Origin of the sequence: Butyricicoccus sp. AM27-36, assembly GCF_003480945.1 — a bacterium.
GTDB lineage: Bacteria > Bacillota > Clostridia > Oscillospirales > Butyricicoccaceae > Agathobaculum > Agathobaculum butyriciproducens.
This window is the reverse complement of the sequence record NZ_QUJR01000004.1, coordinates 54,510-68,722: the sequence shown is the minus strand read 5'-3', so window position 1 is coordinate 68,722 and position 14,213 is coordinate 54,510. Positions and strand designations below refer to the sequence as shown.

14 protein-coding genes are annotated in these 14,213 nt (G+C 59.2%); 12 read left to right on the top strand and 2 right to left on the bottom strand.

Annotated features, from left to right (window positions below; genetic code table 11):
* Positions 1–129 precede the first annotated feature (129 nt).
* The 3 genes from DW724_RS06890 (at position 130) to DW724_RS06880 (ending at position 4,223) form a co-directional block, all read left to right on the top strand.
* The gene (locus DW724_RS06890; protein ID WP_110435133.1) at positions 130–810 is read left to right on the top strand and encodes a response regulator transcription factor; all 681 of its coding nucleotides are present in this window, start codon (positions 130–132) and stop codon (positions 808–810) included.
* Positions 811–813: 3 nt separating this feature from the next.
* Positions 814–2,265: a sensor histidine kinase gene (locus tag DW724_RS06885; RefSeq protein WP_118761053.1), complete on the top strand. Its 1,452-nt coding sequence runs from the start codon at positions 814–816 to the stop codon at positions 2,263–2,265.
* A 362-nt stretch (positions 2,266–2,627) separates the two neighbouring features.
* Entirely contained in the window at positions 2,628–4,223 is a 1,596-nt protein-coding gene (locus DW724_RS06880) for a trypsin-like peptidase domain-containing protein (protein WP_118761052.1), read from the top strand.
* A gap of 285 nt (positions 4,224–4,508) precedes the next feature.
* On the opposite strand, the gene DW724_RS06875 is transcribed toward DW724_RS06880, so the two are convergent.
* Positions 4,509–5,711 carry an ATP-binding protein gene (locus tag DW724_RS06875; RefSeq protein ID WP_118761051.1) on the bottom strand — a complete coding sequence of 401 codons (1,203 nt, stop codon included), beginning with the start codon at positions 5,709–5,711 and terminating at the stop codon, positions 4,509–4,511.
* A 110-nt stretch (positions 5,712–5,821) separates the two neighbouring features.
* Entirely contained in the window at positions 5,822–6,052 is a 231-nt protein-coding gene (locus tag DW724_RS06870) for a hypothetical protein (protein WP_118761050.1), read from the bottom strand.
* Positions 6,053–6,168: 116 nt separating this feature from the next.
* Here DW724_RS06870 and DW724_RS06865 point away from each other — a divergent pair, with 116 nt between their 5' ends.
* The 9 genes from DW724_RS06865 (at position 6,169) to DW724_RS06825 (ending at position 14,195) form a co-directional block, all read left to right on the top strand.
* Positions 6,169–6,396 (top strand): putative Se/S carrier-like protein, encoded by a 228-nt coding sequence (locus tag DW724_RS06865; RefSeq protein ID WP_158580233.1) that lies wholly within the window; start codon positions 6,169–6,171, stop codon positions 6,394–6,396.
* A gap of 1 nt (position 6,397) precedes the next feature.
* Positions 6,398–7,525, top strand: coding sequence for an aminotransferase class V-fold PLP-dependent enzyme (locus tag DW724_RS06860; RefSeq protein ID WP_118761048.1), 1,128 nt, complete (start codon positions 6,398–6,400; stop codon positions 7,523–7,525).
* A 175-nt stretch (positions 7,526–7,700) separates the two neighbouring features.
* Positions 7,701–8,561 (top strand): diadenylate cyclase CdaA, encoded by an 861-nt coding sequence (gene cdaA / locus DW724_RS06855; RefSeq protein WP_117751687.1) that lies wholly within the window; start codon positions 7,701–7,703, stop codon positions 8,559–8,561.
* A complete protein-coding gene (locus DW724_RS06850; protein ID WP_118761047.1) occupies positions 8,558–9,928 on the top strand; it encodes a CdaR family protein in 1,371 nt (456 codons plus the stop codon). The genes cdaA and DW724_RS06850 overlap by 4 nt, the downstream gene beginning before the upstream one ends.
* A gap of 5 nt (positions 9,929–9,933) precedes the next feature.
* Positions 9,934–11,505 (top strand): NAD(P)/FAD-dependent oxidoreductase, encoded by a 1,572-nt coding sequence (locus DW724_RS06845; protein ID WP_243105707.1) that lies wholly within the window; start codon positions 9,934–9,936, stop codon positions 11,503–11,505.
* A gap of 99 nt (positions 11,506–11,604) precedes the next feature.
* Positions 11,605–12,018 carry a SoxR reducing system RseC family protein gene (locus tag DW724_RS06840; RefSeq protein ID WP_158557324.1) on the top strand — a complete coding sequence of 138 codons (414 nt, stop codon included), beginning with the start codon at positions 11,605–11,607 and terminating at the stop codon, positions 12,016–12,018.
* Positions 12,019–12,135: 117 nt separating this feature from the next.
* Positions 12,136–13,068: a DUF5685 family protein gene (locus DW724_RS06835; RefSeq protein ID WP_147358645.1), complete on the top strand. Its 933-nt coding sequence runs from the start codon at positions 12,136–12,138 to the stop codon at positions 13,066–13,068.
* Positions 13,055–13,687, top strand: a complete 633-nt coding sequence (locus DW724_RS06830; protein WP_110435122.1) for a J domain-containing protein — start codon at positions 13,055–13,057, stop codon at positions 13,685–13,687. The genes DW724_RS06835 and DW724_RS06830 overlap by 14 nt, the downstream gene beginning before the upstream one ends.
* A 1-nt stretch (position 13,688) precedes the next feature.
* Entirely contained in the window at positions 13,689–14,195 is a 507-nt protein-coding gene (locus DW724_RS06825) for a hypothetical protein (protein ID WP_118761043.1), read from the top strand.
* Positions 14,196–14,213: the final 18 nt, after the last annotated feature.

Sequence of the window (14,213 nt, the reverse complement as noted above, 5' to 3'; positions counted from 1 at the left end):
TGGGGTGATATATTCAGTATAGCACAGGAACTGTCGGGTGCAAAGCAGTGTTTTACAAAATGTTAATGCATTCCACCTCAAAACGCGCTATAATAGAATCAGATTAAACTGGGAAAGCAGGGGAGAACTATGCCCAAGAAGATATTGATCGTAGAGGACGAGGCCAACATCCGTGAGCTGCTGCGCCTGTATCTGGAGCGCGAAGGCTACACGGTGCTCGAGGCGGAAAACGGCGTGGAGGGCATCAAAAAGTGGAAGTCGGACAAGCCGGACATGCTGCTGCTCGATGTGATGATGCCGGTGATGGACGGCTGGGCGGTCTGCAGGGAGATCCGCGCGGAGAGCGATGTGCCGATCATCATGCTGACGGCCAAAGGCGAGACTGCGGACCGCGTTTCCGGTCTGGAGATGGGCGCGGACGACTACATTGTCAAGCCGCTCGAAATGCCGGAGGTCATCGCGCGCGTGCGTGCGGTATTTCGCCGCATGGCGCCGGATGATGCGCCCGAGAAGCTGTCGTTCGACAACCTGGTGATCGACAAGCAGGCGTACGATCTGGTCATCAAGGGCAAGCGCGTGGATGCGCCGCCGAAGGAGATCGAGCTGCTGTACTTCCTCGCCTCCAGTCCGAACCGCGTGTTCACCCGCGCACAGCTGCTCGACGATGTATGGGGCTTTGACTATTTCGGTGACACGAGAACGGTTGACGTACACGTCAAGCGTCTGCGCGAAAAGCTGGAGGGCGTTTCGGACAAGTGGGAGCTGAAAACCGTATGGGGTGTCGGCTACAAGTTTGAGACCAAGGAGTAAGCCATGGGCAGACGCAGTTTTTTCTTCAAGGACTATGTGGCCCACCTGATTTTGATCGTGTGCGCGTTTGCACTGGCCGGCGTGGTATTCTGCTACCAGATGAGCAGCTACGCGCTGCACGCCAAGCAGACCGAGCTGCGCACGACCGTGCAGAGCCTTGCTGAGCAGAGCAAGCTGCTCGAGGGTACGGACTCTGACGTGATCCGTCAGATTTATGTGCTGTCTATCGCGCGCGTGGCGAAGGAGGATGAGCTGACCGTGCTCATCACGGACGCGGACGGCAACATTGAAATGGGCGCCAAGCCGGACGGCACGACCTACACGCTGCCCGGCTATCATATCTCAAACGAAGTGGTCGCAGAGATGCACAAAAACGGCAGTTATGCGTCTGTCGGGTCACTCGGCGTGCTGAGTGAGTCCTCGTTTTACACGGTGGGCACCTGCGTCAAGGATGATAACGGCGATGCGGATTTGATGATCTTCGTCTCCACGCAGGACCCGAATTCGGCAGGCGTGGTGCGTCACTCGACGCAGACGCTCGTGCTCATCCTGCTGGTGACACTGGCGGTCATGCTGGTGATTTCGTTCATGATCTCTCAGCACTTCACGCGTCCGCTCAAGACGATTGCCGCCGCCGCCAAGGAATTTGCGGGCGGCAACTTCGACGTGCGCGTGCCCGAGGACAACCGCTGCTACGAGATTGACGAGCTGGCGGTCTCGTTCAACAACATGGCGCGCGACCTTGACCAGCTTGAGGAGCTGACCCGCGGCTTCATTTCCAACGTCAGCCACGAGTTCAAGACCCCGATGACGACCATCGGCGGCTTTGTGGACGGCATGATCGACGGCACGATTCCGCTCGACCAGCGCGACAAGTACCTGAAGATCATCGCGGAGGAGACCAAACGCCTGTCCCGCATGGTAAACCGCATGCTGGATGCCGCAAAAATTCAGTCCGGCGAGCTGATCCTCAGTCCGGCGCCGTTCGACTTTACCGAAATGACGGCGCAGATCCTGCTCTCGTTCGAGCAGAAGATTGAGAAAAAGAAGCTGGATGTGCAGTGCGATCTCGAGGAACGGCTGACCGTCATGGGTGACCGCGACCACCTGTACCGCGCGGTGTACAACCTGACCGATAACGCGGTAAAGTTCATCGAGGACGGTGGTACGCTGGGGCTGAAGGTCCATCAGGAGGGACAGCTGTGCGTGTTCGCCATCAGCAACACCGGTATCGGCATCTCGGCGGAGGATCTGCCGCATGTGTTCGACCGCTTCTACAAGACCGACCGTTCGCGCTCGATGGATAAGACCGGCGCAGGTCTCGGCCTGTATATTGTGAAGAACATCATCAACCTGCACGGCGGCGAGATCTCCGTCCGCTCGGGCGGCGGCGAAACCGAGTTTGAGTTCACCCTGCCGCTCGCACCGGAGCAGAACCGACAGAATAACGCGTAAAAAGTGGCTTCCATGTGCTATCACTGTGCATGGAAGTCCTTTTTCTGCATGTGCTGTATTGAAGCGTTTCGCGCGGCAGCGCACATGAAATAGCATTTGCTCTGCAAATGCTCAAAAAGGGGGAGCATGTATCACCCTTTTTGGACTTCTGGAGGGAGAAAGTTTCTGAACAGGAACTTTCGGACGACTTTGGAACGGCCCACGGTCCGTTCCTCTTGTCGGCGAAACTGTAGTTTCGCGACAGGCAGTGTTCAAAAAATATTCATATTGTTTTCAACAAACTGCCACATTGAGAAACTATGATAGAAGCATCAACAGAGGGAACGGAATGTTCCCGCGAATAACAACAGGAGGTCAGTATCATGGACGACTTCAACATGAACAACAAAACACCGCTGAACAGCAGCGATCAGAATAACGAACAGCCGGCCACCGAAACCCGGAACACCGCACCGCAGAACGAGCAGCCGATGCAGCAGCCGCAGGCGGAGCAGTCCGCACAGGCTCCGCAGAGCGAGCAGCCGATGCAGCAGCCGCAGGCGGAACAGCCTGCACAGGCACCGCAGAGCGAGCAGCCGCAGGCAGAAGAGCCGCGCACGCCGTTCCAGACGCCGGTGCAGCATCCGGAGTTCCGTCAGGCGCAGCAGCAGACCGGCTTCGGCGAGGTTCCGCCGATGAGTCAGAAGCCACACACCCCGAAGAATAAAAAGCACAGCAGAGGCTTAGCGCTCGGTCTGTGCGGCGTAGCAGCCGCGTGCCTGCTGTTTGCAGGCGGCGCAGTTGTCGGCAATATGGCGTTCGGCGGCAATACAAACAGCGATTCCGGCGCTTCGGCATCGACCTCGGATTCCGCGCCGACGCTGCAGATCAACAGCAAGCCGGAGTCGGATTCAAGTAATTCCTCGGACAACTATGATACCGCGGACGGCATGGCCGGTGAGGATATCTACAAAAAGGTCAATCCGTCGGTCGTTTCGGTTATCTCCACCACCTCGGAGGGCACAGGCAGCGGCTCGGGCGTTATCATGAGCAAGGACGGCTACATCATCACCAACAACCACGTTGTGGATGGCGCGCAGTCGGTTTCCGTACAGCTGAGCGACGGCACCTCTCTTGATGCCGAGATCATCGGCACGGATGAGCAGACCGACCTTGCGGTCATCAAGGTAACGCCGACAAGCGACCTGACCGCCGCAGAGTTCGGTGACTCGGATGAGCTGGAGCCGGGCGAGTATGCCTACGCGATCGGTTCTCCCGGCGGTGTGCAGTTTGCGAACACCATCACCGGCGGCCGTATTTCCGCTATCAACCGCGATCTGACCGTCAATGACCGTGTTATGACGCTGATTCAGACCGATGCTTCCATCAACAACGGCAACTCCGGCGGCGCACTCATCAACAAGTACGGTCAGGTGGTCGGCATCACGTCCGCTAAGCTGTCCGGCAATGCGTTCGGCAGCGCCACCGTTGAGGGCATGGGCTTTGCCATCCCGATCAACACCGCCAAGGATATTGTTGATGAGCTGATTCAGAACGGTTACGTTTCCGGCCGTCCGTCCATCGGCATCACCGGCCAGAACGTCGAGTCCGCGGACGGCAAGGTGTCCGGCGTGCAGGTATATTCCATTGATTCCCGCGCAAAGGCAGCCAGTGAGGGTCTGCAGGTCGGTGATGTCATCACCGCCGTTGACGGTACCCCGACCCCGGACATGGATAAGGTAAACGAACTCAAGCAGGATAAGAAGGCTGGCGACAAGCTGACGCTGAGCGTATACCGTATTTCGACCGGCAAGACGCTCAATATCACCATCACGCTGACCGATTCGCACGACCTCGAGGGCAATGACCCGAATGCCCAGACCCAGCAGAGCCAGAGCAGCCAGAACGATAATTCGCAGCAGAATGACGGCTACGGCAGCTATGGATTCTCCAGTCCGTTTGGTTCGTTCGGCTGGTAAATAATTGAGAATTGAAAATGGAGAATGGAGAATTGATGTAACGGTCAGCCATTCTCCATTTTTTCATTTCGAGAAATATAATATAGAGCGGTTTTCCGTAGGGTGCCGCAATTCACCTTGTCGCACCCTACGGTAGAGCGTATGCAATACCCAAAACATTCCGAAACAACGGAAATGATTCCACAATAGCAACAAAACGCAGACCTATGATTTTAAGGTCTGCGTTTTGTTTTATTTAGAATGCAGAAATGAAAAATGAAATCATTCTCCATTTTTCATCTTCAATTACTTGCCATACTGCTCCGCCAGCTGCTGGCTGATAAACTGTCTTGCGGTACGCGGCGAGCGGCCGTTGCGGCGCAGCGCAAAGCGCTCTGCAAGCAGGTGCAGCTCGTCCGTATCAAGGTTCAGCTCGTTCTCCTTGGCCAGCTGCTCGACGATGTACAGATACTCGTCCTTATCCGGCACGGAGAAGGTGATCTCCAGACCGAAACGGTCGGACAGCGAGGTGACGGTCTCGAGGGTATCGCGCACGCGCACCTCATCGCCCTGACGGTCAGCCATGCTCTCACGGATGAGATGACGGCGGTTGGAGGTTGCGTAAATGACCAGATTGGACGGCTTTCCGGCCAGACCGCCCTCGATAAACGCCTTGAGCGCGGCAAAGTTGTCGTCCTCGCTGCTGAAGGTCAGGTCGTCGAGGAACACGATGAAACGGAACGGCGAACGCAGGGTCTGCTCGAACAGCTTGGGGAAATTCGTGATCTGCCGCGGAGACATCTCGATGATCTTCAGGCCGCGGTCGGCGTACTCATTGGCAACCGCCTTGACGGTCGAGGACTTGCCGGTGCCCTTGTCGCCGTAGAGCAGGATGTTGTTGGCGTCGCGTCCGTCGAGGAAGGCAAGCGTGTTCTTGAGGATTTTCTGCTTCTGCATCTCGTAGCCGGGCAGGTCGTGCAGACGGATGGCATCGGGATGCACGATCGGGGTCGCCGAGCCGTCGTCCTGCATGGCAAACGCCGAGGACTGTGCGAAGAAGCCGTAGCCCTCCTCGCGGTAGTAATCGGCAAGTGCAGCACCGGTGGAGAACGGAAGCGAGTCCGCGGCCTCGAAGTCCGGCAGATCCTCGAGGGCAGGCTCGTAGAACTTGTCCGCTGCGGCGGACTTGAAGGCTTCGCCGTCGAGCGCGAGCAGAGCGTTCAGCACGTCCAGATCGTGGGTTGCGGCGTTGAGCACAGCCGCTTCCGGTGCGTTGATGGTATCGGTCAGGGTGTTGGTGTCAAAGTGCACGGCGTCGAGCACTGCCTGCGCGATATCGCCGCAGGAGAAGCGGGTCGCGCACAGTGCGCCGTAGCGGTCGGCAAAGTCGGCGGCTGTGCCGTCGAGCGCGGTCAGCGTGTCGCCGTAGGCGCGCACCAGCGGATGGGAAAGCAGTCCGCGCAGCACGGAAAGCGCGCGCAGACGCAGGGAAAGGGCGGAAAGCTCCATTGTTTTCAACTCCAGTCAGGATTGTAGTTTATAACCTAATCAGCATAGCACACTTTTCCGCTCATTTCAACATAGTATGAGGGGAGAAACCTTAAGGCAACACCGCACAATTAAAGCTGCGGCTCCTTGCGCAGGCTCCGGTCGCGCTGCCGCGGCTCCTTGTGCAGGCTCCGGTCGCGCTGCCGCGGCTCCTTGTGCAGGCTCCGGTCACGCTGCCGCGGTTCCTTGTGCAGGCTCCGGTCGCACTGCCGCGGCGCTTTGCGGAAATTTTGTGCCCTGACTTTGGCTTCGGTTCCTTGCGCGAGTTCCGTCCGCGCTGCCGAGATTTCACGGTAATACATCAAGTATTACCGCAAAACTGCGCCTCGTCAGTCCGCAAAATTTACTCACAAATCGCTTTTGTTCAATTATGCGGTATTGCCTTAGTTTCTCAGAATTGGGAGGGAGGAGTGCCCTTATGGGCGGTTATGCGCTGTTGATCTGCCGCAGTCAGACCGAGGCCATCGGCCTGCGGCGGCATTTGGCGCGGTTGGGTGTACCGGGAGAGGTCGCGCGTCCGCCGCGTCACGAACGAACCGAATCCTGCGGATGGGCGGTGCGCGTGAGCGCGCAGCAGGCGGACTGGGCCGTGTATCGGCTGCGTCAGCTTGGTGTGCCGCCGTGCCGTGTGCTGCGGGAGGACTGACATGATCTATCTGGATAATGCTGCCACCACCTTGTATAAGCCGCGGGCGGTCGAGCAGGCAGTTCGCCGTGCGATGTATGGCGCGGCAGGCTACGCACGAGGCGGCTACGCGGCAGCCGATCGAGCGGGAGAGCTGGTGTACGCCTGCCGGGAGCAGGCAGCGGCGCTGTTCGGCGTGGGCGAGCCGGAGCGCGTCATTTTTACGCTGAACGCCACACATGCGCTGAATATTGCGGTAAATGCGCTCGTAAAACCGGATTCCCGCGTCATTGTGAGCGGTTACGAGCACAATGCGGTCATGCGGCCGCTAACGGCTCGAAATATCGAGCCGACCGTGTTGGATACGCCGCTGTGGGACGGCGCGGCTATGGTTTCTGCGCTGAAACAGGCGCTTGTGCAGGGCGCCGACTTGATGATACTGAGCCACGTTTCCAACGTATTCGGCAGCATTGCGCCGCTGGACGAAATCGCGGAATTGCTGACGGCGGCAGGCGTGCCGCTCATCCTGGATGCGTCGCAGTCGGCGGGCGTGGCGGAGATTGACGTAAAGCGCTATCCGTGTCTTGCGGCGGTGTGCATGCCCGGACACAAGGCGCTGTACGGACCGATGGGCACGGGCATTCTGCTGGCGCTCGACGACCGGATTGCCGCGAAGCCGCTGCTGACCGGAGGAACGGGCAGTCTCTCCGAGGAGCTGCGCCAGCCGGATTTTCTGCCGGATGCGCTCGAGAGCGGCACGCCGAATGTGCCCGGCATCGCGGGACTCGCGGCGGGCATCGCCTTTGTCCGGGCGGTCACGCCGGCGCACATTGCCGGGCAGGAGAGACGGCTGGTGCATGAGCTTGCTCGTGCGCTCGCCCGCGAAAGCAAAATCGAGTGCTTTGCCGGAAAGGAGCAGACCGGCGTGCTGTCCTTCCGTGTTCCCGGCACGCCGAGTGAGGTGCTCGCGGATATGCTCTCGGACGAGGGGGTGTGCACCCGGGCGGGGCTGCACTGTGCGCCGCTCGCGCACCGGACGGCGGGCACGGAGGACACCGGAACCGTGCGGCTGTCCCTGTCGTTCTACTCGACGGCGCGGCAGCTGGAGCAGGCCGCAGACAAAGTTTGCAGATTGGTAAAAAAACTGTGAACACGCTATACAGAAAGCCGGATTTGTGGTAGTATAAGTAAGGTAAAACATGGTGTTTGCGTGCAATCTGCTGCGTGCATCCGCAAATGCCCGCGAATATGAGGAGCAAGTTAGGATAGGTGACAAAATGGGAGCGCTGCAAAATGTATTCTCACCGAATTTATCATGGCGGACCATGATAAGTTCGTTTTTCAGTGCGTTTGATCAATTCCGCACAATGACGCCGATCGACGTGGTGGATATCCTCGTCGTGGCGTATATCATTTACCGTGTTATGAAGCTGCTGAAGGATACCAGCGCCGCACGACTGGCAAAGGGTATTCTTATTCTGGTGCTTATCATGTTGTTCGCCAGCTTCCTGCGTCTGACCATGATCTCGTGGCTGCTGCGCAACGCGCTCAGCGTCGGCGTATTCGCCGTTGTGGTCATTTTTCAGCCGGAGCTGCGCCGCCTGCTCGAGCAGATCGGCAAGGGCAACCTCAGCCGCATGCTGATTCCGGATACCGACCCGAATGTGGTAGAGAGCATGATCGTTGCAACCGTTTCCGCGTGCGCGGATATGTCCAGGACCAAGACCGGCGCGCTCATCGTGTTCGAGCGCAAGGAGCGTCTCGGCGAGATCATCGCCACCGGCACGAGAGTGGACGCAGCACCGTCTGCCGAGCTGATCAAGAACATTTTCTTCAAGAACAGCCCGCTGCATGACGGCGCCATGATCGTCCGTGCCGGACGGGTGTGCGCTGCAGGCTGCGTGCTGCCGCTTTCCGGCAATCAGGGCCTGTCGCGCGACCTCGGCACGCGCCACCGCGCGGCTGTCGGCATGAGCGAGACCGCGGACAGCGTGCTCGTCGTTGTCTCCGAGGAGACCGGCGCGATCTCTGTCGCCATCGGCGGCATGCTCAAGCGCCATCTGTCGCCCGAGATTCTGCAGAAAATGCTCGAGAGCGAGCTGCTCGGCGATGAACTCAGGAACAGGAACGAAAAAAGCCGTATTGCCGCCATCCGCGACAAGTGGAAGGGAGGTGCCGGCAAGTGAAGAAGAATTTTATCAAAAAGCAGGATTTTCTGCTGAAGCTCCTGTCGCTGGCGCTGTCTATCGTTCTGTGGGCAGTTGTTATGGATATTGACAATCCTGAGCGCAACATGCGCTTTGACGATGTGCCGGTGCGCGTCATCGGTGCGTCGCAGCTGAAAGCATCGACCGGTCTGGAGCTCATCGAGGGCGAGAACACAACGGTCACTGTCAGCCTGCGCGGTCAGAGCAAGAGCGTCGGCGAGGTCCGCGCCAGCCAGATCACCGCAACGGTGGATATCTCGGGTCTGACCGAGGCGAATGAATACGATCTTCCGGTCACCGTGTCGGTCAGCAAGTCCGGCGTGGAGACTAACTATGTCAATCCCGGCAAGGTGCACGTCCGCGTGGACCGCGTGGAGAGCAAGGATGTTCCGATCGAGGTCAATGTGACCGGCACACCGAGCGACGGCTACCGCGCAGGCAAGCCGACCGCGGCAACCAAAAAGGTCACCGTTTTCGGTCCGGCAACCGATCTGGCGCAGGTGGCCAAGGCGGTTGCAGCCGTGGATGTTACCGGCCGCAATTCCTCGCTGACCAACTACGAATGCAGGATAACCCTGTATGATCAGGACGGTGCGGCGTTCACCTCGAACTATATCACCAGCCAGACCGAAAAGATCAAGGTTTCGGTTCCGATCTACCGCGTCAACAAAATTCCGCTGACCGTCACTCTCAAGGACGGCGGCAGCCTGACGCAGAATCAGGTGCAGTGCGTCATCGACCCGGAGAACGTAGAGGTTATCGCAAGCGATCAGGCGGTGCTGAGCGACATCAAGGAAATCAACCTCGGTGAGATCGACCTCGGCAGCGTCCACACGGGCACGCCGATCTCCATGTCCATCAAGGATAAGCTGCCGAGCGGCGTTTCGCTCGTCAGTGGTCAGCCGGAAACGGCAAACGTCACCATCTCGGTGGACGGTATTGCAACCCGCAAGGTGCAGGTTTCCAAGTTCGCGTGGAACGATACCGCGCAGGAGAATACGCCGTACAAGGTTTCCATCCTCACCAAGTCGGTCGAGATGGAGCTGCGCGGCAGTGAAAGCCAGCTGCAGAAGGTCGATGTGAATAACCTGTCCATCGGTCTGACCTACGATTCGGTATCGCTCGGCGTCGGCAGGCACAAGGTCAAGGGCATGGCTACGACCGTCGGTCTGCCGAGCGGCGTAACACTCGTCGAGGAGGATATCGAGGTCGAGATTGAGATCACCGACCCGCATGTGTCGGATGAGACGATCACCTCGGATAAGACAGACAGTACAGACAATACGGACAGCACGGTCGCAGAGCCGACCGTGCACCGTACAAGAAAGGGCGGTGACAGCCAGTGAGCCTGATGGTAACCGGCATCCGTCTGCCGTTTGATCTGCCGGAGCAGGCCGCCATTGCGGAGGCACGTCGGCTGACCGGTCTGACGGCAAACGACATACAAGCGGCGGTCTGCCGCGTCAGCATTGACGCGCGGCGCGGACAGATCAGCCGGGTATATTCGGTGCGTCTGGACGCGCCGTTCGACGAAAAGGCATTTGCGGAAAAACTGCAAATGCCCTTCGTGCGTTATAAACCCAATACGAAAATCGTCATTCCGCACGGCGAAAAGCGGCTCGAGCACCGTCCGGTGGTGGTCGGTCTCGGTCCTGCGGGACTGTTCGCCGCCTATGTACTGGCAAAGCACGGCTACCGTCCGCTCGTGCTCGAGCGCGGCAGAGATCTGGACGAGCGCGACAAGGTCGTGGACACGTTCTGGAAGGGCGGTGCGCTCGATACCGACTGCAATATCCAGTTCGGCGAAGGCGGCGCCGGCGCCTACTCGGACGGCAAGCTGACCACGCGCATCGGTGATCCGCTGTGCGACAATGTGCTGGAAATCCTTGCCGAGCACGGTGCTCCGGCGGATATCGTCAAAAAGGCGAAGCCGCACGTCGGCACGGATATCCTCAAGACTGTAGTTCGTGAAATGCGCCGCGAGATCATCAAAAACGGCGGTGAAGTGCGCTTCCGCACGCCGCTGACCGGTGTTTCGGTCAAAAACGGTGCGCTCTGCGCCGTTCAGGCGGACGGGCAGGACATCGCCTGCGAGCGGGCGGTGCTGGCCATCGGTCACTCGGCGCGCGACACCTTTGCCGCGCTGCACGGAAACGGCGTGTACTTTGAGCCGAAGGCGTTCTCTGTGGGCGTGCGCATCGAGCACCTGCAGACCGAGATCGACCGCGCTCTGTACGGAAAGGCGGCGGGACATCCCATGCTGCCGCCTGCGGAGTACAATCTCTCGCGCAGAGCCGACGGACGCGCGTGCTATTCCTTCTGCATGTGCCCGGGCGGCGTGGTCGTTGCGGCACAGAGCGAGGAGAACACGGTCGTCACCAACGGCATGAGCTATCATGCGCGCGACGGCAAAAACGCCAACGCGGCGCTTGCCGTGTCGGTTGACCCGAAGGACTACGACGACGGCACGCCGTTCGGCGGCGTGGCGCTGCAGCGCCGGATCGAGCACGCGGCGTACGTGCAGACCGGCTCTTACCGCGCGCCGTGCCAGAAGGTCGGGGATTTTCTGAACGGCAAGCCGACCCGAAAACTCGGTGCGGTCAAGCCCAGCTATCCCATCGGCGTGGAGCTTGGAGAGGCGGCAGCCTGCCTGCCGGACTTCGCGCAGACCATGCTGCGGGACAGCCTGCCGTATTTCGGCCGTAAAATCCGCGGCTATGACACGGCGGACGCGCTGCTGACCGGTCCGGAAACGCGGACCTCGTCTCCGGTGCGCATGACGCGCGGCGAGGATCTGTTCGGACTCGGCTGCAGCGGCATCATTCCGTGCGGCGAAGGCGCCGGATACGCCGGAGGCATCATGTCCGCCGCCGTGGACGGAATCAGAGCAGCATTTCGGATTATGGAAGAGTTTGCAGATTGAGAATGAAAAATGGAGAATGAATGTGCTTTGTACATGACCATAATTTTCAATTCTCCATTACTGCAACTGGTTTTGAATAATAGAGAGGAAGATTTCAACGTGACCCAACAGGGAACCATCAAAAAGCTGCTGCCGAACGGTCTGGCAGAGGTCGAGGTAACGCGCCGCTCGGCGTGCGGCCACGACTGTGCCAAGTGCGGCGGCTGCGGCGGTCTGGAAACCCAGACGCTTTACGTTACCGCGCGCAATCACGCGCATGCGTCCGTCGGCGACCGCGTGCTGCTCGAGGGCGAGACCAAGCAGGTGCTCGGCTTTGCCGTGCTCGTGTATCTGCTGCCGCTCGTGCTGTTTTTTGTCGGCTACGGCGTCGGCGCAGGCATGAAACTTGGCGGCGGACTGTCCGCGCTCATCGGCGGCGTGCTGTTCATCGGCGGCATTCTGGCGGCGATGTGGTACAGCCATAAGCTGAAGCTCAGAAATGAAGCGCCGTTTGCCATCACCGAGCGGCTTTGATGCGGAATAGAGTCGGCGAAACCGTGGTTTCACGACAGGCAGTTTTAATTTTTTATGAATTTTCGCCAATTTTCTGTGTTCGCCCTTGTCAGATACGCAAAAGTTCGGTAAAATAGATTGAATACGAAAGTCCGTGCACACCGCACGGCGGGAAAGGGCTATGCGATGTTTGGCTTTATCCGTCCGGTGAAGGCCGAGCTGCGGGTGAAGGAGGCTGACCGTTTTCAGCAGGTTTACTGCGGCTTATGCCACGCGATCCGTGCAGAATACGGCAGATTTTACACCTTGTTTTTAAGCTACGATATGACGTTTTTTGCACTTGTTGCAGGAAGTGAGGAGGCGGAGACTGCTCCGCTGTGCAGAAAACGATGCGACGCTTCTCCGTTTCGGCGGAAAAGCTGCGCCGAGACAGACGATGCACTTCGTCTGGCGGCGGACGCGAGCATCCTGCTGACCTATCACAAGTTTCAGGATGACCTGGCGGACGAAAAGGGCGCGAAACGCGCGCTTGCGGCGCTGCTGTGCCGCCTCGGCCGCCGCGGCTATGAGAAGGCGCGCGCACGCATGCCCGAAGCGGATGAGGACATCCGGCAGGCGCTCGAGGATCTGCGCCGTCTGGAGGCGGAACGCTGCCCGTCCATGGACCGTGCGGCGGATACGTCCTCGCGCATGACAGCTGCCGTTGTGCCGCGCACCGGAGACACCCGCGAGCGTATTCTGCACCAGATGTTCTACCAGATCGGCAGGTGGATCTACCTTGTCGATGCGGTGCAGGACATCCAAAAGGATATGGAAGAGAACAGCTACAATCCGGTCGTTCTGCGGTACGAGCTGCAAACGCCGGACATCTCTGCGGTAAGGGAACCGCTCGAGCGCACGCTCGAACGCTCACTGGCGGATATCTGCATGGCGTTTGACCTGCTGAGTCCCCGGAGAGATGCGGACCTGATCCGCAATATCATTTTTCTTGGTATGCCGACCGTCACCCGACAGGTATTGAACGGCACCTACCAGACGAACGAAGGAAGGGGAAAACATGGATCCCTATAAAGTGCTCGGTGTAACACCGCAAACGAGTGATGATGACGTCAAGCGCGCGTACCGTGAGCTGGCGCGCAAGTATCATCCGGATAACTATGTAAACAATCCGCTGGCAGATTTGGCCGAAACCCGCATGAAGGAGATCAACGAAGCGTACGACATGATCATGAACGAACGCAGAAATCCGGCGGGAGGCAGCAGCGGACAGCAGCAGAGCTATGGCGGCGCATACAACGGTCAGCAGTACGGCGGCTATCAGCAGCGCACCTACACCGGTGCGAATGCCGCGCTGTACAGTCAGGTGCGGCAGGCCATCAATCAGGGCAACCTCGGCATGGCGGAGGCGCTGCTGCAGAGAGCCGCAGGACGGGATGCGGAGTGGTTCTATCTGACCGGCACGGTATACTACCGCAAGGGCTGGTACGATGAGGCCGCCCGCGCGTACACGCAGGCGTGTCAGATGGACCCGAACAACGCGGAGTATCAGCACGCGCTGCAGAATCTCCATCTGTCCGGCGGCTACGGCGGCTACCGGCCCATGCAGGAGACAAGCATGTGCGACTGCTGTGTGCAGACGCTCATCTGCAACTGCTGCCTGAACATGTGCTGCGGCGGAGGCGGCTGCTGATATGAGCACGCGCGAGATCGCCCGCGGCGGACTTCTGGCAGCGGCGGCCACGGCGTGGCTGTATTTCGGCGGTGTGATGCCGCAGATCGGACCGGCGGCCTGCCTGATAGCAGGTGTGGCCTCAGCGATACCGCTGCTGCGCCACGCGAACGTGAAAACGGCGGTGCTGCTGTACCTCGTCACCTCGGTGCTGGGATTGCTGCTGTCACCGCGCAAGCTGATCGCGGCGGCCTATGTGCTGCTGTTCGGCCTGTACCCGATCGTGAAATATCTGATCGAGTGCCGTCTGCCGGTTTTCACGCAGCTGAGCGGCAAGCTGGCGTATTTTAACATTGTGCTGGTGCTCGCGGCTGTTCTGGTAAGCTGCGGTCTGTTTCCGCAGCTGAAAATGCCGGGCATTTTCCGGCTTGCCGGACTGTGGATCGCGGCAAATATCGGCTTTATTGTATATGATATCGGGTTGTCAAAGGTGATCGCGCTGCTGCGCCGCACCCTGCCGCCCGAATAAGAAGGGAAAGAGATATCT